The 19,424-nt window shown below is 71.9% G+C and carries 18 protein-coding genes and 1 pseudogene; 3 read left to right on the forward strand and 16 right to left on the reverse strand.

All coding sequences use genetic code 11. The features are described from left to right. The first annotated feature begins 4 nt into the window (after positions 1 to 4). On the forward strand, positions 5 to 553 hold the full coding sequence (locus tag OG917_RS27110; RefSeq protein WP_328320481.1) for a DUF1697 domain-containing protein: 549 nt from the start codon (positions 5 to 7) through the stop codon (positions 551 to 553). A gap of 19 nt (positions 554 to 572) precedes the next feature. Here the strand turns inward: OG917_RS27110 and OG917_RS27115 are convergent, their stop codons facing one another. After that, positions 573 to 1,373 (reverse strand): ABC transporter ATP-binding protein, encoded by an 801-nt coding sequence (locus tag OG917_RS27115; RefSeq protein ID WP_328320483.1) that lies wholly within the window; start codon positions 1,371 to 1,373, stop codon positions 573 to 575. A 416-nt stretch (positions 1,374 to 1,789) separates the two neighbouring features. Between OG917_RS27115 and OG917_RS27120 the strand changes: the two genes are divergently transcribed. Together OG917_RS27120 and OG917_RS27125 are read left to right on the forward strand one after the other, a co-directional pair. Beyond that, positions 1,790 to 2,806: a ketopantoate reductase family protein gene (locus OG917_RS27120; protein WP_328320485.1), complete on the forward strand. Its 1,017-nt coding sequence runs from the start codon at positions 1,790 to 1,792 to the stop codon at positions 2,804 to 2,806. Positions 2,807 to 2,944: 138 nt separating this feature from the next. Further along, a pseudogene (locus OG917_RS27125) lies at positions 2,945 to 3,183 on the forward strand (mycothiol-dependent nitroreductase Rv2466c family protein); the annotation flags it as partial. Positions 3,184 to 3,322: 139 nt separating this feature from the next. On the opposite strand, the gene OG917_RS27130 reads toward OG917_RS27125, so the two are convergent. From OG917_RS27130 to OG917_RS27200, 15 genes are all read right to left on the reverse strand, one after another. Beyond that, on the reverse strand, positions 3,323 to 4,072 hold the full coding sequence (locus OG917_RS27130; RefSeq protein ID WP_328320487.1) for a sirohydrochlorin chelatase: 750 nt from the start codon (positions 4,070 to 4,072) through the stop codon (positions 3,323 to 3,325). A gap of 6 nt (positions 4,073 to 4,078) precedes the next feature. Continuing rightward, complete coding sequence (locus OG917_RS27135; RefSeq protein WP_328320489.1) at positions 4,079 to 4,957, reverse strand: ABC transporter permease; 879 nt, start codon at positions 4,955 to 4,957, stop codon at positions 4,079 to 4,081. Then, the gene (locus tag OG917_RS27140) at positions 4,944 to 5,729 is read right to left on the reverse strand and encodes an ABC transporter ATP-binding protein (protein WP_328320491.1); all 786 of its coding nucleotides are present in this window, start codon (positions 5,727 to 5,729) and stop codon (positions 4,944 to 4,946) included. Before OG917_RS27140 ends, OG917_RS27135 begins: the two co-directional genes overlap by 14 nt. A 36-nt stretch (positions 5,730 to 5,765) precedes the next feature. Continuing rightward, positions 5,766 to 6,878, reverse strand: a complete 1,113-nt coding sequence (locus OG917_RS27145) for an ABC transporter substrate-binding protein (RefSeq protein ID WP_328320493.1) — start codon at positions 6,876 to 6,878, stop codon at positions 5,766 to 5,768. A gap of 237 nt (positions 6,879 to 7,115) precedes the next feature. After that, the gene (locus tag OG917_RS27150; RefSeq protein ID WP_328320495.1) at positions 7,116 to 8,474 is read right to left on the reverse strand and encodes a sulfate adenylyltransferase subunit 1; all 1,359 of its coding nucleotides are present in this window, start codon (positions 8,472 to 8,474) and stop codon (positions 7,116 to 7,118) included. Beyond that, positions 8,475 to 9,410, reverse strand: coding sequence for a sulfate adenylyltransferase subunit CysD (cysD, locus tag OG917_RS27155; protein WP_328320497.1), 936 nt, complete (start codon positions 9,408 to 9,410; stop codon positions 8,475 to 8,477). Further along, positions 9,407 to 9,976 carry an adenylyl-sulfate kinase gene (gene cysC / locus OG917_RS27160; RefSeq protein WP_328320499.1) on the reverse strand — a complete coding sequence of 190 codons (570 nt, stop codon included), beginning with the start codon at positions 9,974 to 9,976 and terminating at the stop codon, positions 9,407 to 9,409. Before cysC ends, cysD begins: the two co-directional genes overlap by 4 nt. Next, complete coding sequence (locus OG917_RS27165) at positions 9,976 to 10,677, reverse strand: phosphoadenylyl-sulfate reductase (protein ID WP_328320501.1); 702 nt, start codon at positions 10,675 to 10,677, stop codon at positions 9,976 to 9,978. Before OG917_RS27165 ends, cysC begins: the two co-directional genes overlap by 1 nt. After that, positions 10,674 to 10,862, reverse strand: a complete 189-nt coding sequence (locus tag OG917_RS27170; RefSeq protein ID WP_328320503.1) for a hypothetical protein — start codon at positions 10,860 to 10,862, stop codon at positions 10,674 to 10,676. Before OG917_RS27170 ends, OG917_RS27165 begins: the two co-directional genes overlap by 4 nt. Continuing rightward, positions 10,859 to 12,556 (reverse strand): nitrite/sulfite reductase, encoded by a 1,698-nt coding sequence (locus OG917_RS27175; RefSeq protein WP_328320505.1) that lies wholly within the window; start codon positions 12,554 to 12,556, stop codon positions 10,859 to 10,861. The genes OG917_RS27170 and OG917_RS27175 overlap by 4 nt, the downstream gene beginning before the upstream one ends. A gap of 172 nt (positions 12,557 to 12,728) precedes the next feature. Beyond that, complete coding sequence (locus OG917_RS27180; RefSeq protein ID WP_317824784.1) at positions 12,729 to 12,812, reverse strand: putative leader peptide; 84 nt, start codon at positions 12,810 to 12,812, stop codon at positions 12,729 to 12,731. Between the two features lie 106 nt (positions 12,813 to 12,918). Continuing rightward, positions 12,919 to 13,497 (reverse strand): GNAT family N-acetyltransferase, encoded by a 579-nt coding sequence (locus OG917_RS27185; protein ID WP_328320507.1) that lies wholly within the window; start codon positions 13,495 to 13,497, stop codon positions 12,919 to 12,921. 32 nt (positions 13,498 to 13,529) lie between these two features. Then, positions 13,530 to 16,124, reverse strand: a complete 2,595-nt coding sequence (locus OG917_RS27190; protein WP_328320509.1) for a GNAT family N-acetyltransferase — start codon at positions 16,122 to 16,124, stop codon at positions 13,530 to 13,532. A 136-nt stretch (positions 16,125 to 16,260) separates the two neighbouring features. Next, positions 16,261 to 17,559 carry a helix-turn-helix domain-containing protein gene (locus OG917_RS27195; RefSeq protein ID WP_328320511.1) on the reverse strand — a complete coding sequence of 433 codons (1,299 nt, stop codon included), beginning with the start codon at positions 17,557 to 17,559 and terminating at the stop codon, positions 16,261 to 16,263. Between the two features lie 226 nt (positions 17,560 to 17,785). Further along, positions 17,786 to 19,423: an acyl-CoA dehydrogenase family protein gene (locus tag OG917_RS27200; protein ID WP_328320513.1), complete on the reverse strand. Its 1,638-nt coding sequence runs from the start codon at positions 19,421 to 19,423 to the stop codon at positions 17,786 to 17,788. Position 19,424: the final 1 nt, after the last annotated feature.

The following is a 19,424-nucleotide window of genomic DNA, read 5'->3' on the forward strand; positions in this document are numbered from 1 at the left end:
ACCCATGACGACCACATACGCGGTGCTGCTGCGCGGGATCAACGTGGGCGGCAACAGGAAGGTCCCCATGGCGGACCTCAGGGAGCTGCTCACCGGACTCGGTCACGGCGACGTCCGCACCTACCTGAACAGCGGGAACGCCGTCTTCAGCAGCGAGACCCGCGACGAGGACCAGCTGGCCGCCGGAGTGGAGGAGGCCATCGTGGCCCGCTTCGGGTTCACGGTGGACTGCCTCGTCCGCGGCGCGGCCTATCTGCGGGCGGTGACTGACGGATGCCCGTTCCCGGCCGCGGGGCTCCAGGGCAAGCAGCTGCACGTCACCTATTTCTCGGGTCCGGTGGACGCCGGGCGGTTCGCCGCCATCGACCAGCAGGCGTACCTGCCCGAGGAGTTCAGGCTCGGGGACCGGGCGCTCTACCTCTACGCACCGGACGGGCTCGGACGCTCCAAGCTCGCGGTGGCCCTGAACAGGCCCGCCGTGAACAAGGGCGTCACCGGCACCTCCCGCAACTGGAACACGGTGCTCAGACTCGCGGAGATGACGGGCGGCTGAGCTCGCCTGCCGCCCGTCGTCATCGCCGGGCGGCCCGTTCCGAACGAGCCGCCCACCGGCCGTCCGTGCGGGTGATCCGCACCGGGTGGTCGAAGCACTTGCTGACCTGATCGGTGGTGAGCACCTCATCGGCGGAGCCCGAGCCCAGGCACGCGCCGTCGCGCAGCAGCATCGCGTGGGTCGTGGACGCGGGCAGCTCCTCCAGGTGGTGGGTGACCAGGATCGTGGCCAGCTCCGGATGCTCGGCGCGCAGCTCGTCCAGGCTGGTCAGCAGCTGCTCGCGGGCGGCCAGATCGAGTCCGGTGGCCGGTTCGTCGAGCAGGACGAGACGCGGACTCGGCATCAGCGCCCGGGCGATGAGGGTCCGCCCGCGCTCGCCCTGCGAGAGCGTCGGCCACCGCGCCCCGGCCTTCTCGCCGCCCATGCCGAGCATGGTCAGCAGCCGGTCGGCCCGCCGGACCTGCTCCTCCGTCGGCGACCAGCGCGGCACCGGCTCGATGGAGTTGGTGAGACCGGTCAGGACGACGTCGCGGACCCGCAGCGGCGAGTGCAGCGGATGGCGCGGGTTGATGTGACCCAGATGGGAACGGAGCTCCCGCAGGTCCACCCGGCCCAGGGTCCGTCCCAGGATCTCCACCGTGCCCCGGGTGGGGTGCGTCACCGCGCCCAGCAGCCCGAGCAGGGTCGACTTGCCCGCGCCGTTGGCGCCGAGCAGGGCCCAGTGCTCCCCGCTGTGCACGGTCAGCGATACGGAGTCCAGCAGCAGGTTCCCGTCCCGTACGAAATCGACGTCGTCCGCACGGATCACGACGGTGCTCACAGGTCGTTCAGCTCCTTCTTCTCTGTCCCGGCCGGGCGCAGCCGCGCCGCGGCGGTGTTCCCGTCCGGGCAGCCGGGAGGACCGGTGCCGGATGCCGGCGGCCGAACGGGGGAGCGGTGCAGCAGTCACGCCGGTCCGGCCCCTGGTGCCGGCACGGCGGGCGGCGACCGATGAGTGCGGAGCCGTTCTGCACCGAGGCGGTCCCGGTCGGGGAGAGGGCCTGCTCAGAGGGGCCGGCGGGCAAGTGTGGCCTGGCCGGTGGAACGGATCCTACCTTCCTGCCGCGGTGTGCCCGATGGCCGCCCGGCGCTGCCCCGTGCCGCCCCTGTCCAGCCCGGCCGGGCGGTCCGTGGCCGGCGCAGGAAAGGTGTCACGGATCATGGACCGGCGCTCATCCGCTGTGCCAGAGTCTCCGTATGCGCTACATCATCATCGGGGCGGGTGCCGTCGGCGGCACCATCGGCGGCCGGCTGTCGGAGAGTGGCAGCGAGGTGGTCCTGGTGGCCCGCGGGGCGCACTACGAAGCCCTGCGGGACGGCGGACTGCGGTTCGAGACCCCGGAGGGTGTCCGCACCCTCGCGCTGCCGGTCGCCGATGGCCCCGGAGCGGTGGAGCTGCGCGCCGACGACGTTCTGGTCCTGACGGTGAAGACCCAGGACAGCGTCGCGGCCCTCGACGCCTGGGGCCCGCGCCCGGTGGCCGGCACCGGTGCGACGGCCGCCGAGGCGCTGCCGCTGGTCTGCGCGCAGAACGGCGTGGAGAGTGAACGCCTCGCGCTGCGCCGCTTCCGCCGGGTGTACGGCATGTGCGTCTGGCTGCCCGCGACCTTCCTGGAGCCGGGGTCCGTCGCCGCCGCCGGCTCCCCGCTCAGCGGGATGCTGCACATCGGCCGTTATCCGTCGGGTGCGGACAGCACCGCCCGGCAGATCTCGGCGGACCTGGAGAAGGCGCCGTTCGAGGCGCCGGTCACCACGGACGTGATGCGCTGGAAGTACGCCAAACTCCTCTCGAACTTGGCCAATTCGCTGGAGGCGGTCTGCGGGACCGGCGCCGCCGACCCCGCCGGTCCCGCTGCCGTACTCCTCAGGCGGGCGAACGAGGAGGGCCTCGCCGTCTACGCGGCGGCCGGGATCGACGCCGCGAGCCCCGATGAGCAGCAGCGGACGCGCGGCGACAAGATCGCCCAGCAGCCACTCGGGCAGCAGCGTGGCGGCGGCTCCTCGTGGCAGAGCCTCAGCCGGGGCACCGGCACGGTCGAGGCCGACTTCCTCAACGGCGAGATCGCCCTGCTGGGGCGGGTGCACGGGGTCCCGACCCCGGTCAACGACGTCCTCCAGCGGGTGGCCGGCATCTTCGCGCGGGAGCGCAGGCCCGCGGGCTCCCTCCCGGCGGCGGAGCTGGCCGCCATGGTCGCCGACGCGGAGCGGTACTGAACCGGCGAGCGATCACAGAGCGCACCGGGGAGCGGGACAAGGCCGTCGGGCCGCGCCGGGAGGGCACCGCAGTGGCCCGCGGAATCGATCCTCAAGTGGCCCACCGGAGCACGCCATCGCGGTCCTGGCCTCGTCCGTATGACGACTCTCGACTTCTGCTCCGACCCCGCCTGCCCCTTCGCCTGGATCACCTCACGCTGGACCCTCGAAGTCGAGCAGCACCGTGACATCGACGTCCGCTTCCGGGGGATGAGCCTCTGTCTGCACAACGAGGGCAACGAACTCCCCGGCTGGTACCGGGAGCTGGTCGACAAGTCGATGGGACCGGTGCGGTGGCCGCCGCGGCTGCTCAGGAGCACGGGGGCCAGGTGCTGAGGAGGCCGCCCGGATCTTCGACAGCGTCCGGGTGCTCGCCGGATGCCGGGACTCCTTCGAGCTGAAGCGCACGCGCACCGGCAGCCCCGACTCCGGCCGACCGCGACGCTGTCGGCCGGGGCCGGGGCCGGGCCGGCCGGGTCAGGCGCTCAGGGCCGCAGGCCCGGCGACCAGCGCCTCGTCGTACCTGGTCACCAGCAGCCGGGCCAGCTCACCGCAGGGGCCCAGCACACCGGCGAGTACATCGGCGCCGGCCGCGCGGGCCCCGGCCTCGATACGGTCCGGCAGCCGGCCCGGAGCGATCACACAGGGCGCCACCGCGACACGGCCGACGCCGGATGCCCGCAGCTCCCGTACCGCGTCCTCGGTACGGGGCAGAGCAGCGGAGGCGAACGCAGGCCGCACGGCGCACCAACCGGTGTGCCGCAGCTCCCGCGCCATTTCAGCGATCACTGCGATCGCCTCCGGGTCCGATGAGCCCGCCGAGGCCAGGACGAGCCCCGTCGAGCGCTTCCGTGACGGGGCGAGCCCCGCCTCGTACAACCGCCGTTCCAGCGCGGTCAGCAGCAGCGGGGACGGGCCCAGCACATCGGCCTGGCGCACCCGCATCCCGGCCGGGGCACCACGGAGCACCCCCGGGATGTCCCACTTCGCGTGGTACGCGCGGGTCAGCAGCAGCGGAGCCGCCACCACCTCCCGGACGCCGTCCGACGCCAGACGCTCCAGCATCCGGGGGACCGACGGCGCGGCGAAGTCCAGGAATCCGGTCTCCACCCGCACCCCGGGACGCAGCGACCGCACCCGCTCGACGAGCGCGTGGACGGTCGCGGCATGCCGGGGGTCACGGCTGCCGTGCGCGACGACGAGGAGCACCGGGCGGTGGTCGTGCATCCCGCTTCAGCTCCTGACCAGCAAGCCGCGGCTGCGCAGCACACGCCGCTCCAGGGGGCTGAAGATGAGCAGGTCGATGGCGATCCCGACGATGAGGATCAGGAAGATGGCCAGGAACACCATCGACATGCTGCTGGTCTCCCGGCCCTGCTCCAGCAACTGGCCGAGCCCTATGCCCAGATCGGGCGAGGACGCGATGATCTCCGCGGCCATCAGCGACCGCCAGGAGAACGCCCAGCCCTGCTTCAGGCCCGCCAGATATCCCGGCAGCGACGCGGGCAGCACCACATGCCAGGTGCCCCGCAGACCCGAGGCGCCGAGCGTACGGCCGGCCCGCAGATAGAGCGGCGGTACCTGGTCGATGCCCGAGACCAGGCCGTTGGCGATCGAGGGGACGGCGCCCAGCAGGATGACCGCGTACATCATCGTGTCGTTGAGCCCCAGCCAGATCACCGCGGGCGGCACCCAGGCGACGGACGGCAGGGACTGCAGGCCGGAGAGGATCGGGCCGATCGCCGCACGGACGAACTTCACCCGCGCCACGAGCAGCCCCAGCGGGGTGCCGATCACCAGTGCCAGCAGGAAGCCCAGGAGACCGCGCGAGACGCTCGTCCAGATGTAGCCGAGCAGGGTGCCCTGCTCCCAGGCGTCGGACACCTCGCCCCAGACCTGGCCGGGCGAGGGGAGCTTGTAGCTGTCGGTGACCTTCGCCCAGATGAGGATCTGCCAGACGACCAGCACCAGCACCACGGCCACCACCGGTGGCAGTACCTTGCCCACCAGCACCTGGCGGACCGGGACCCGGTCGACCCGTACGGTGTCGAGCGCGTCCAGGCCTGCTTCCAGGCCGGCCAGCTCGTCCGTCCTGACGTCAGTGTTGGCCATGTCGGCGGATCTCCCCACGCAGTTGTTCAGTGATCTCCACCGAGAGCTCCGCCACCGCGGAGTCCTCGATCCGGCGCGGATGCGGAATGTCGACCGTCCACTCGTGCGCCACCCGGCCCGGGCGCGAGGAGAGCAGCACCACCCGCTCGGCGAGCCGCACCGCCTCGCGCACGTTGTGGGTGACGAACAGGACGGAGACGTTCGTCTCCCGCCAGATCCTGGTCAGTTCGTCGTGCAGCACATCGCGGGTGATGGCGTCGAGCGCGGCGAACGGCTCGTCCATCAGCAGCAGCTGGCTGTCCTGCGCCAGCGCGCGCGCCAGCGCGACCCGCTGGCGCATACCGCCGGACAGCTCGTGCACCCGCTTGGCGTACGCGCCCTCCAGCCGCACCAGGGCGAGCAGGCGCTCCGCCTCGGTCCTGCGGTCCGCCTTGGGCACGCCCCGCAGCCGCAGGGCAAGTTCGATGTTCTTGCCCGCGGTCAGCCACGGGAACAGCGCGTGCTCCTGGAACATCAGCGCGGGCCGCCCGCCCGGGGTCGTGATGGACCCCGACGACGGCGCGTCGAGTCCGGCCACCAGATTGAGCAGGGTGGACTTGCCGCAGCCGGACGCCCCCAGGAGGGTGACGAACTCACCCGGCGCGACGTCGAGGGTGATGTCGTCGAGAACGAGCTGCCCGGCGGGTCCGCCGAAGGACTTCGATACGTGGCCGATACGGGCCGCGTGCGTGACAGCGGTCCCGTCATCGGCCTTGGCGAGTGCTGTGGCCATGGTCGTCACCTCCTGGGAACGGGTCTGGATCCGGGCTTACTTGACGCCGAGACCGGCGTCGGGGACGGCCGGGCTGCCTGCCGCCTTCAGTACCTTGTTGAGCGGCCGCAGGTCGTAGATGCCCTTGAGGTCCGGCTTCTCCAGCAGGCCCGCCTTGACCGCGTGCGAGGCCTCGGTGCTGAGCGTCGAGGCGAGCGGGTCGTCCGTGGTCTGGATGGACTTCCACGCCGGGTCGAGCACATCGGCGGGCAGCGCCTTGCCCGACAGCTTCTTCAGCGCGGCGTTGGCCGACGCCTTCGCCGCGTCCGGGTGGCCCTTGATCCACGCGTTGGTCTTCACCGAGCCGCGCAGCACGGCCTCGACGACGTCAGGGTGCTCCTTGAGGAACTTCTGCGACACGATGATGTTCGTGATCACGAACTTCTTCTGCGGCCACAGGTCGCTCTCGTCGAGCAGTACCTTGCCGCCCTGCTGGACCAGCTTGGAAGCGGTCGGCTCCGGCACCCACGCCCCGTCGATGGAGCCGGAGGCATAGGCGTCCGGTGTCACCTTGTTGTCCGTGCGGACGACGGAGACATCTCCCTTGCCGCTGGTGGCGTCGGTCTTCCAGCCCTTGCTCGCGATCCAGTTGAGGAACGCCACATCCTGGGTGTTGCCGAGCTGCGGGGTGGCGATCTTCTTGCCCTTGACGTCGTTCAGGGACTTGATCTTCTTCGGGTTCACCACCAGCTTGACACCGCCGGACGCGGAGCCGCCGATGATGCGCAGGCTCTTGCCCTGGGACTTGGTGTAACCGTTGATGGCAGGGGACGGGCCGATCCAGCCGATGTCGATCGAGCCGGAGTTGAGCGCCTCGATCTCGGACGGCCCGGCGTTGAAGGTGGACGTCTTGAGCCGGGTGCCGCCCAGCTCCTTCTGGAATATCCCCTGCTGGTCACCGACGAGAGCGGTGGCATGGGTGAGATTCGGGAAGTAGCCGATCTTCACCGAGTCGGCGGAGAGCTTCTTGGCCCCCGCCGCGACCCCGGACTTCCCCGGATCGTCCTCGGACTTGGCCGATCCGTAGCCGCAGGCGCTGAGCGCCACGGCCAGCAGCGGAAGGGCGGCGGCAGCCGCGAGGCTGCGGCGCAGGGGGAGATTGGCAGGCACGGGAGGGTTTCCTCTCGGTGGCCCGGTGCGGACGTCCCTCAGGACGCCGCCGGGCGGTCGGCTGTTCTTCCAGGTCTTCGCCGGGTCGGACGCGGCGAGTGGAGCTTCCGGGCGCGCAGGCAGTGCGCGTACGCCTTCACACACATCGCGAGACCCCGCCCTGACCACTGCCGAGGGCGCCGCTGCCGATGCGGCCGCCCTCCTTCGCGAAGGTCGCGTAGATGTCGACTGCCATGACTAGAAGTCCCACCCGGCTTCGTCCGGTGCGGCCTCCGCCGCCTCCGCCGCGCTCTGTGCCGTGACGGCGAAGGCATCGCCCGCCATCCCCGCGGCCAGTGTGGTGCCGTCGGCCGGGTCGATCAGCAGGAAGGAGCCGGTGCGCCGGGAGTCCGCGTACGCGTCGAGCGCCAGCGGCTCGGCGGTGCGGATCACCACCCTGCCGATGTCGTTGGCGACCAGCCGGCCGGGCGCCGGGTGCTGGGACAGGTCGTCCAGGGTGAGCCGGGACGGGATGTCCTTGACGATCGCCTTGACCGTGCGGGTGGTGTGCTTGAGGAGCACCCGCTGGCCCACCACGAGCGCCGAGTCGGCCACGTGGCAGACCGTCGCCAGGACGTCCTGGGTGGGCACCGGCGCGTGCGCGGTCGGGGCGATCAGATCGCCGCGGGAGACATCGAGGTCGTCGGCGAGCCGTACGGTCACCGACTGCGGGGCCCACGCGACGTCCGCGCTCTGCCCCAGGACGTCGATCCCCGCGATCGTCGACGTACGGCCCGACGGCAGCACCGTGACCGCCTCGCCGACCCGCAGCGCGCCCGAGGCGATCTGGCCCGCGTAGCCGCGGTAGTCGGGGTGCTCGGCGGTCTGCGGGCGGATGACGTACTGCACGGGGAAGCGCGCCTTGCAGCCGGTGAGGTCGTGGCTGGAGGGGACCGTCTCCAGGTGTTCCAGGACGGTCGGACCGCCGTACCAGTCCATGTGGGCGGAGGGCTCCACCACGTTGTCACCCGCCAGGGCCGATATCGGGATCGCGGTGATCTCCGGGACGCCGAGCGAGGCGGCGTACGCGGTGAACTCCTCGGCGATGGCCGCGAACACCGGCTCGGCGTAGTCGACCAGGTCCATCTTGTTCACGGCGAGTACGACATGCGGCACGCGCAGCAGCGCGGCGACGGCGGCATGGCGGCGGGTCTGCTCGACCACCCCGTTGCGGGCGTCGACCAGCACCACGGCGAGCTCGGCGGTGGAGGCCCCGGTCACCATGTTCCGGGTGTACTGCACATGGCCCGGGGTGTCCGCGAGGATGAACCGGCGCCGGGGGGTGGCGAAGTAGCGGTAGGCGACATCGATGGTGATGCCCTGCTCGCGTTCGGCGCGCAGGCCGTCGGTCAGCAGCGCCAGGTCGGGGGTGTCCTGGCCGCGGCTCATCGAGGCCTGCTCGACGGCCTCCAGCTGATCCGTGAAGATCGACTTGGAGTCGTGCAGCAGCCGCCCCACCAGGGTGGACTTGCCGTCGTCGACGGAGCCTGCGGTGGCGAATCGCAGCAGCGTGGTGGCCGACAGGTGCTCGGCCGTCCGGGTGGTCGATGTGGTCATTTAGAAGTACCCCTCACGCTTGCGGTCTTCCATCGCGGCCTCGGACACCTTGTCGTCGGCGCGGGTCGCGCCCCGCTCGGTCAGCCGGGACGCGGCGATCTCGGTGATCACGGCGTCGAGCGTGGTGGCGTCGGAGTCGACCGCGCCCGTGCAGGACATGTCGCCGACGGTGCGGTAGCGCACCAGGCGGGTCTCGACGGTCTCGGACTCCTTGGCACCGCCCCACTCGCCGGGGGTCAGCCACATGCCGGAGCGCTTGAACACCTCACGCTCGTGCGCGAAGTAGATCTCCGGGAGGGCGATCTGCTCCCGCTCGATGTACTGCCAGACGTCCAGCTCGGTCCAGTTGGAGAGCGGGAAGACCCGGACGTGCTCACCGGGGGCGTGGCGGCCGTTGTACAGCTGCCACAGCTCGGGGCGCTGGCGGCGCGGGTCCCACTGGGAGAACTCGTCGCGCAGCGAGAAGACCCGCTCCTTGGCGCGCGCCTTCTCCTCGTCGCGGCGCCCGCCGCCGAACACCGCGTCGAAGCGGTGCTGCTGGATGCCCTCGGTCAGCGGGACCGTCTGGAGCGGGTTGCGCAGCCCGTCGGGCCGCTCACGGAGCTTCCCCGCGTCGATGTACTCCTGGACGGAGGCCACGTGGAGCCGCAGCCCGTGCTCGGCCACCACGCTGTCGCGGTAGGCCAGCACCTCGGGGAAGTTGTGCCCGGTGTCGACGTGCAGCAGCGAGAATGGCACGGCGGCCGGGGCGAAGGCCTTCAGCGCCAGATGCAGCATGACGATGGAGTCCTTGCCGCCGGAGAAGAGGATCACCGGCCGCTCGAACTCGCCCGCGACCTCGCGGAAGATGTGGACGGCCTCGGACTCCAGGGCGTCCAGGTGGCTCAGGGCGAACGGGCTGTCGGTGCCTTCGGTGACAGTGGCTGCGGTCGTCATCGGGCCAGGCCCCTCTCGGTGAGCAGCGCGTACAGCGCGGCTGCGGACTCCTGCACGGTCTGGGTGTGCGACTCGATGCGCAGGTCAGGGGTCTCGGGCGCCTCGTAGGGGTCGTCCACCCCGGTGAGACCGGAGATCTCGCCCGCCGCCTGCCTGGCGTACAGGCCCTTCACATCGCGCACGGAGCAGACCTCGACCGGTGTCGCGACATGCACCTCCAGATACGCGGTGCCGGTGCTCGCGTGCCGCTTGCGCACCGCATCGCGGCTGTCCGCGAACGGCGCGATGACCGGCACCAGCGCCTTCACGCCGTTGGACGCCAGCAGTTCGGCGACGAAGCCGATCCGCTGCACGTTGGTGTGCCGGTCCTCGCGGCTGAAGCCGAGGCCCGCCGAGAGGAACTCGCGGATCTCGTCCCCGTCGAGCACCTCCACGCGGTGACCCTCGCCGCGGAGGGTGTCCGCGAGTTCACGGGCGATGGTGGTCTTGCCCGCGCTCGGCAGACCGGTGAGCCAGACAGTGGCTCCCTGGTCCGTCGTCATCTCGTTCTCCTGATCCTTCGTCATCAGCCGTGCAGCCCGCACTCGGTCTTGTTCCGGCCGGCCCAGCGGCCGGCGCGGGCGTCCTCGCCCTCCGCGACCCGCCGGGTGCAGGGGGCGCAGCCGATGGACGGGTAACCGTCCGTCAGCAGCGGGTTGGTGAGGACGCCGTGCTCGGCGACGTACGCGTCCACGTCGTCCTGCGTCCAGCGGGCGATCGGCGAGATCTTGACCTTCTGGCGCTTCTCGTCCCAGCCGACGACGGGCGTGCCCGCCCGGGTGGGGGACTCGTCGCGGCGCAGGCCGGTCGCCCAGGCCGCGTAGTTCTTCAGCCCGTCCTCAAGCGGCTTGACCTTGCGCAGGGCGCAGCACAGGTCGGGGTCGCGGTCGTGCAGCTTCGGGCCGTACTCGGCGTCCTGCTCGGCGACGGTCTGCCAGGGCAGCAGCGTGATGACGTTGACGTCCATCACGGCCCCGACGGCGTCGCGGGTGCCGATGGTCTCCGGGAAGTGGTAGCCGGTGTCGAGGAAGACGACGTCGACGCCCGGGAAGGCGCGGGACGCCAGATGGGCGACGACCGCGTCCTCCATGGAGGAGGTCACACAGAAGCGCTCGCCGAAGGTGCCGGCCGCCCAGCGGAGTATCTCCAGGGGCGACGCGTCCTCCAGTTCGCGGCCCGCGCGCTCGGCGAGGGCCTTCGGATCCCCGGTCTCCGGAGTGCCGGTCATATCCCGTCCCCTTCAACGCCGTTGGTCTTGTTCGGCTGGAGCCCGCGGGCCAGCAGCCCGAGGAACTTCAGCTGGAAAGCGCGGTTGCACGCAGCGCACTCCCAGGCGCCGTGTCCTGCCTCGTGGGGGCGCAGGTCCTCGTCGCCGCAGTACGGGCAGAAGAAGGGCGCCGCTCGCTCGCTCATGAGAGGGACTCCGCGTCCGCGCGCGCGGCCCAGGCCGCGAACCGCTCGCCGTCCTCCCGCTCGGCCCGGAAGTTCTTCAGTACCCGCTCGACGTAGTCGGGCAGCTCGTCCGAAGTGACCTTCAGCCCGCGGACCTTGCGGCCGAACCCCGCCTCCAGGCCCAGCGCGCCGCCCAGGTGGACCTGGAAGCCCTCGACCTGGTTGCCGTCGCCGTCCAGCATCAGCTGGCCCTTGAGGCCGATGTCGGCGACCTGGATCCGGGCGCAGGCGTTCGGGCAGCCGTTGATGTTGATCGTGATCGGTTCGTCGAACTCGGGTATCCGGCGCTCCAGTTCGTCGATGAGCGAGGCGCCGCGCGCCTTGGTCTCGACGATCGCCAGCTTGCAGTACTCGATGCCGGTGCAGGCCATGGTGGAGCGGCGGAAGGGCGAGGCGTTCACCTTGAGATCGAGCGCTTCGAGGGCGGAGACCACCGGGTCGAGCTGCGCCTCCTCGATGTCCAGCACGATCATCTTCTGCTCGGTGGTGGTCCGCAGCCGGCCGGAGCCATGGGCCTCGGCCACCTCGGCGATCTTCGTCAGGGTGGCGCCGTCCACGCGTCCGACGCGGGGCGCGAAGCCGACGTAGAAGCGGCCGTCCTGCTGCTTGTGCACCCCGAGGTGGTCACGCCAGACGTCTGCGGGCTGCTCGGGCGCGGGCCCGTCGGTCAGCTTCCGCCCGAGGTACTCGTCCTCCAGGATCTGCCGGAACTTCTCCGGGCCCCAGTCGGCGACGAGGAACTTCAGCCGGGCGCGGGTGCGCAGCCGGCGGTAGCCGTAGTCGCGGAAGATCGAGATGACACCCTCGAAGACGTCGGGCACCTCGTCCAGCGGCACCCAGGCGCCGAGCCGGACACCGAGCTTGGGGTTGGTGGAGAGCCCGCCACCGACCCAGAGGTCGAAACCGGGGCCGTTCCCGGGGTGGTCGACGCCGACGAACGCGATGTCGTTGATCTCGTGCGCCACATCGAGCTGCGGGGAGCCGGAGATCGCGGTCTTGAACTTCCGGGGCAGGTTGGAGAACGCCGGGTTGCCGATGAAGCGCCGGTTGATCTCGTCGATGGCCCAGGTGCCGTCGATGATCTCGTTCTCGGCGACGCCCGCCACCGGGGAGCCGAGGATGGTGCGGGGGGTGTCACCGCAGGCCTCGGTGGTCGAGAGGCCGACTTCCTCCAGCCGCCGCCAGATCTCCGGGACGTCCTCGATCCGGATCCAGTGGAACTGGATGTTCTGCCGGTCGGTGAGGTCCGCGGTGCCGCGGGCGAACTCCTGAGAGATCTCACCGATCACGCGGAGCTGCCCGGTGGTGAGCCGGCCGCCGTCGATGCGTACCCGCATCATGAAGAACTCGGCGTCCAGCTCCTCCGGTTCCAGGATCGCGGTCTTGCCGCCGTCGATCCCTTCCCTGCGCTGGGTGTAGAGACCCCACCAGCGCATCCGGCCGCGCAGATCGCCGCCGTCGATCGAGTCGAAGCCGCGCTTGGAGTAGATCGTCTCAATGCGTGTCCGCACATTGAGACCGTCGTCGTCCTTCTTGGTCTGCTCATTGCCGTTCAGCGGGGTGAAGTGGCCCTTGGCCCACTGGCCTTCGCCACGGTGACGGCTCACCTTGCGTCGGGGCGTGGCTGGCGGGGGCGTTTCAGAGCTGGCGGCCATGATGCTTCGTCCTTCTGTGGCGGCTCAAGGGGCGGTCGATCAAGCGGAAGGAACCCCTGTGACCTGCCTGTTCAGGGCAGGGCACGGTGGCGTTGGGAATGCTGGACCCAGCGGGGGGCTTCGCTCGTCCGCTACGACGGGGACGGCGGGATAACGGCGTGGCTGGTGGAGATCAGCGCGCCGGACAGATGGCGCTGGACATGCGGCAGAGATCGACGTGGCGTCGACTCACCAAGGCAATTCCAGTTCCAGACATGACGGAAGCGTGTCACGGCGATCTCGCGCCAGTCCACTGCTATCCAAAATATGGACGGGATGGTCCCGCATCGTGGGACGATGTGGTGTCCGTCACTCGCCGGGGGTCATCCGGCGGCACCGGGCCAAGGGCCCGGAGTCGGCACATCCGCTTCCTCCGCGGTCTCGGTCCTGAAGAGCCGGAATCCGCGGCTCAGGTAGTTGTCCATCGCGTGGGCGCCGTCCTTGCTGCAGGTGTGCAGCCAGACGCGTCCGGTCGCGGCGAGTCCGGGGGTGCGGTCGGCGAGATCCCAGGCACGGCGCACGCCGTGCGTGAGCAGGTGACCGCCGATGCGCCGTCCCCTGAAGGCCGGGATCAGCCCGAAGTACATGATCTCCACGGCCCCGTCGCCGTGCGCGTATAGCTCCACGAAACCGGCCGGGGTGCCCCGGTCGTACGCCACCCAGGTCTCGGTCCCCGGCCGGGCCAGCAGCTCCTGCCACTGGGCGTACGGCATCGCGAGCCGGTCGGTCCAGCGGATGTCCGCGCCCACGGAGGCGTAGAGGTACCTGCTGAACTCGGGGGACGGGACCTCGGCCCGGACGATCCGGATGCCCTCGCCGGGCTCGGCGGCCGGGCGGAGATCGGCGGGGGAGGTCTGCTCCAGGTACCAGGTGGTCACGGTGACCGTCTCGACGCTGCTCATGGGGCCAGCGAATCACGGGGCGGCGCTGCCGCTCACAGCAGCCCCGCGGTCCCCCGGCGCAGAAAGGCCAGCCGGGCCCGCTTCTCGGGCTTCTCGATCTCCGGGCCGAGTTCGAAGCCGAAGCCCTGCAGCCGGTCGATCACCTTCTGGTTGCGGACGTCCGGCTCGACGACGATGCGCTGCCTGGCGGGGTCCGCGAGGACGAAGCGCAGGAACACGCTCAGCAGCGTGGTGGTGAAGCCGTGCTCGGGCCTGCCGCCGGCCGGGCCGATCAGCAGATGGATCCCGTGGTCGCCGGGGAGGACGTCGTAGCACTCGCCGACCGGATCGGCCTCCGGCTCGTAGCTCTGGAAGAGCGCCACCGGTTCACCGTCGCGGTACAGCAGGTAGGCGTGGTGGGTGGTCAGCGAGTCCAGGTAGGTGTAGGTCTCCAGGACGTCCTCGGCACTCGCGTCGCCCATGCCCCAGAAGCGGGCGCGCTCCTGGCCGACCCAGCGGTGGATCAGGGCGCTGTCGCGCCGCGGGTCGACCGGGCTGATCCGGACCGTCCCGAATCCGTCGATCTGCTGCTCGTGCACGGTGGTCATGGAGCTCCTCAGCCGGTTCCAGTCGGTGATCACGGGGACGAGCCCGCCGCTCGCCCACAGCGGCAGCTGATCGAGCCGGTGGGGGTCGCCGGGCGATCCGGCCGCCCCGAGCGGGACCGCCCAGAGGCTGTCGTCGCGACGGGCCAGATCCCAGACGTACCGGGCGGCGGGGGCGCGGGTGGTGCGATGGGTGAGTCCGGGCACGCTGGAGGTGGACAGGACGCAGTCGTGGTCGCCCGACAGGCCGGGCCATTCGACGGCCGGGGTGTCGGGCAGCGCCTGCCACGGGGCGAGCCGGTGCAGGTCGCCCCACGGGACGTCCGGGAGCGCCGTTTCCTCGGCTGCCGCCCTGACGACCGCCGCCCGGTCGATCCCGGGCAGCAGCTCCGACGCGAGCAGGCCGTCCACCGCGAAGGCGACCCGGGTGACCAGCGCCAGCCAGGGGTGGAAGATCTCGGGACGGTCCGCGAGCATCCCGGGCCCGGCCAGGGCGGCGAGCTCCGGGTGCCCGGCCAGCCGCCGCACCACGGACGCCCTGAGCGCGGCGTACGCGGCGGCCTGCGTGCTCTTGGCGTCCATCCTGCGGTCCCAGCCGGCCAGCCGCTTCCGCAGGGCGGTCACGCCGGGCCCGGGGTCGCCGAGCCCGTCCAGCAGATCCAGCAGCGGCTGCTCCACGGGCAGCCGGGCGTCCATGTGCACCGCAGCCATCCCCGGCGCCGACCAGTCGTCCGCCGCGGAGAGCAGCTCACGTATCCGCCGGGCCCGGTGCGGGGACGCGAACTCGACGCCGAGCGGGGCCGCGAGCTCCCGCTGGTTGGCCATCACCGCCACCCCCTCGACCGCCTCGCGCGGCAGCGGCGCGCGCGGGGCACGCCAGGCGTACCGCGCTTCCCAGGCGGGGACGGGCCGCACTCCGTTCTCCCGGTCGCGCACCGGTACGGCGCCGGCGACCCGGTGCAGCAGGCCGCCCCGGGTGTCCGCCGCCTGGACGACGTTGACCGGCTCGGCCCACCGGTCGAAGGCCTTGTCCACGTCGTCGGCCGTACGGGCGCGCAGCAGCAGCGGCAGCGCTTCGAAGCCGAGTTCACCGGTCACCCGCGGGGGGTACCGGAGGCTGATCGCCGAGGGGGCCCCGGGGCCGCCGATGACGACCGGGCCGCGCCGGGTCTCGACGACCTCCACCGCGACCGGCTCGCCGCCGGCCACCTCGACGGTCTCGGTGTGCGCCGTGGCGGGCTCCCACCCGTCCGGCCCGAGGGCCTCCACCGCGGTGCCGGTGCGCCGCAGGCGTTCCCGGTAGAGGTCCTGGTAGTCGGCCATGGCGTTGGTGATCGACCAGGCCACCGTCGACGCGTGCCCGAAGTGCGCGATGCCCGGGACGCCGGGCACGGCGAGGCCCGCCACGTCGAACTCCGGGCAGGACAGGTGGATCTGCTGGTAGACGCCGGGCGCCTCGATGAAGCGGTGCGGGTCGCCCGCGAGGATCGGTGCGCCGCTCGCGGTCCGCTCCCCGGTGACCAGCCAGCCGTTGCTGCCCGATGAGTGCGGCCCGTCGGTGGCGAAGAGGCCGGCGGCCCGTTCGCCGAGTACGCGGGCTGCCGCGTCGCGCCACAGCTTGGCGGGGAACCCGGCGAAGAGGATGTGGGTGGAGAGCCAGACCGCCAGCGGCGTCCACGGCTGCCAGGTGCCGGGCTCCAGGCCGGTCGCGGCGAACTCGGGTGCGTTGAGGGCCCCTTCGGCCAGCCCGGCGTTGACGCCCCCGGTGTACGCGCCGACCCACTCCGCGGTCTCCGCGTCCAGGTGTGCGTAGCAGCGCCTGGCGGTGTCCGCCAGCCTGGCCTGCCGGGCGAAGCGGTCCCAGCCGACGGCATCCGCGCCGAGGAAGGCGGCGGTGGTCCCCTGGGCCCGGTGCCGCTCGGTCTCGATCTGCCAGGCGCGGTCCGTCGCGGCGTTGCGGCCCTGTGCGTGGGCCAGGGCCAGCGCGTTGTCCGCCCGCAGATGCGGAATGCCCCACTGGTCGCGGTGCACCTCGGTGCTCACCGGTCACCCCCATTCCCATTAGGTTAGGCTCGCCTAAGCTAATACATGCCTGGTCGGGAGACAATCCGGGGTGTCCGCGGACGGCCGCGACGGTGGCGGACAGGGCGGCGCCACGGGGACTGCGCCGGTGGAACGGTCAGGGCCGCGGAACGGACCTGCGTACCGCGGGCGCCGTCGAGTGCGGGAGCAGCTCCGACGGTTCGGCCGGGCCCTTCACCTCCACCTCGACCCCCTCGGCGAAGCGGTAGGGGCGGTGTGCCAGCACCTCGGCGAGGCCCCGGCGCACCCGCGACATCTCCGCGCGGACCGTCACCGTACGCGTCGGGTCACCGAAGAGGTCATCCGCCAGCTCGGCAGCGGTACGGCCCCCGGGGTGCATGCTCAGCACGTACAGCAGCTCCGCGTGGCGGGGCGTCAGGTCCTGGGTCCAACTGCCGGATGCCCCCGACACGGTCACCGACCAGCGCCTGTGCCCGCTCAGATCGAGGACGACCCGGCTCACCGCCCCGCCGGCCGGGCCGTGCGGTCCTGGGCCCTCCCCGTCGGGCCGGATCAGCCATCCCCCGGGGAGCGGCTCCACCGCGCACATACCGAGTGCGGGCAGCCAGACACGGCCCGCACCGAAGGACTTGGGCAGCGGAAGCCGGCCGGACGGCGGCATCCCCGCCACGGCGGCGGGCCAGCCGTGCGCGTCCACCACCAGGGCCCGGCCGCCCACCCTGCTCAGGATCGGCGCGGCCACCGACCGCAGCCGTTCGACGGCGTCGAGGTGCCGGTCGCGCAGCTCGGCGCCCGCCAGCCGTGCCACCGAGTCCACCAGGGGGAGTATCGCCGGGTGGAAGGTGGAGTCGGGTCCGCTGACATCGATGACGCCGAGCATCCGCCCGTCGCGCGGATCCTGCACGGGGGCGGCGGCGCAGGTCCAGTCCTGCAGCGTGCGGACGAAGTGCTCGGCGGAGTGCACCTGGACGGTCTGACCCGTGGCCAGGACGGTGCCCACCGCGTTGGTGCCGGTGGATCCCTCGCTCCAGGCCGCACCCTCCTGCAGGCAGATGCCCTCGGCCCGGCGCAGGACGGCCCGGTTGCCCTCCCGCCACAGCACCCTGCCCTCGGTGTCGGTGACCACCATGACCTGCATCGAGGCGTCGGCGACCGAGGCGAGTCCGCGGCTGAGTGTCGGCAGCAGCTCGCCGAGCGCGGTGGACCTGCGCCGGTGCTCCAGCTCTTCCGCGCCCAGCAGCACACTGCTGGTGTCCCGCTCCGGGTCGAGGCCGATCCGGAGCATCCGCTGCCAGGACGCACCGATGACGGGCCGCGGGGCGAGCTCCGGGCGGTCCCCCGACAGCGCCGCCTCGCGTATGCCGTGCAGCGTGCGGGCGCTCTCCCGGGTGTGCCCGGTCGTGGGGTAAGCCGTCCTGGGGGCTCCGGTCCTCATGGGTACTCCCGAGTGTGATGCGTGACGGCTGGGGCCGGACAGGGCCCGGGGCCCTGTCCGGGGCGGTGCCCCATGGTGCATCTCCGGTGGGCCGGCCGCCCCGGACTCGGAACAACCCGTGCAACCGTCTGCAACCCTGGCGTAAGCGCGGCCGGTTGTTCCACGGTGGGAGGCCAGCCGGGGTGGTGCCGTGTCGGCGCAGCATCGACCCCGGCTGGCCCGCACGCTAACCGGCGGCCCGGGCCCGGTCGACGACGGACGCGAGATCCAGCGTGTGCGGCAGGGTGCCGAAGGCCGTACCCCAGTCACCGCCGAGCCGCGAGGCGCAGAACGCGTCGGCGACCTGGGGCGGCGCCCAGCGCACCAGCAGCGATCCCTGCAGCACCAGCGCGATGCGCTCGGCGACCCGGCGGGCGCGGGCCTCGATGCCCTCCAGATCGGCGAGTTCGGTCAGGAGGTCCCTGATGGCCCGGTCCAGCCGGTGGTCGGCGCCACGGGCCCGGCCGACCTCCCGAAGGAAGGCGTCGAGCGCCTGCGGCTCACGCTGGAGAGCCCGCAGCACATCGAGCGCCTGTACGTTCCCCGAGCCCTCCCAGATGGAGTTGAGCGGCGACTCACGCAGCAGCCGGGGCAGCCCGGACTCCTCCACGTACCCGTTGCCGCCCAGGCATTCCAGGGCCTCCGCCACCACCGGCGTGCAGCGTTTCGTCACCCAGTACTTGGCGGCCGGTACCGCGAGCCGGAGGAAGGCCCGTTCCTCCTCCGTGTCACTGTCGTACGCGGCGGCCAGCCGCATCGCCAGCGTCGTCGCCGCCTCCGACTCCAGCGCCAGATCGGCCAGGACGTTGCGCATCAGCGGTTTGCCGATCAGCTCACCGCCGAACGCCCGCCGGTACGTGGCGTGGTGCACCGCCTGGGCCACCGCCTGGCGCATCAGCGCGGCGGAACCGATCGCGCAGTCGAGCCGGGTCGCCGCCACCATCTCGATGATGGTGCGCACCCCCCGGCCCTCATCGCCCACCCGGCGGGCCCGGGTGCCGTCGAACTCGACCTCCGCCGACGCGTTGGACCGGTTGCCGAGCTTGTCCTTGAGCCGCTGGATCGCGAAGACGTTGCGCGACCCGTCCGCGGACACCCGGGGCACCAGGAAGCAGGTGGGTCCTTCCGGCGCCTGTGCCAGCACCAGGAAACCGTCGGACATCGGTGCCGAGCAGAACCACTTGTGCCCGGTGAGCAGATAGGCCCCGTCGTCACCCGGCTCCGGGACCGCGGTGGTCGTGTTGGCCCGGACGTCGCTGCCGCCCTGCTTCTCCGTCATGGCCATCCCGAACAGGGCGCCCGGTTTGCTGCCCGGGGCACCGAGCTCCCGCTCGTACACGTGCGAGGTCAGCCGGGGCTCCCACTCGGCGGCGAGCACCGGATCGGCCCGCAGCGCGGGCACCGCCGCATGCGTCATCGACACCGGGCAGCTGTGCCCCGCCTCGGCCTGCGACCACACCAGGAACCCGGCGGCCCGCCGCACATGCCCGGCCGGCCTGCCCCAGGCGTCCGTCAGTCCCGCCGAAACGGCCTTGCCGAGCAGCCGGTGCCAGGCGGGATGGAACTCCACCTCGTCGATCCGGTGCCCGTAGCGGTCGTGGGTGCGCAGCCGCGGTGGGTTCTCGTTCGCCTGGAAGCCCCACTCCTGTGCCTGCGCGGACCCGGCGCTGCGGCCCAGCAGGGCCAGCTCCTCCCGCACACCGCCGACGAGGTCCGGTGCGGTGTGCCGGTCCACGGCCTCGGACAGGACCCGGTCCGTGGTGAAGACGTCATGCCCCACCAGGGGAGGAGGCTGGTTGGTCACGGTGTGAGTGCTCGGTGCCATG

This window comes from Streptomyces sp. NBC_00388, assembly GCF_036061255.1.
Lineage (GTDB): Bacteria > Actinomycetota > Actinomycetes > Streptomycetales > Streptomycetaceae > Streptomyces.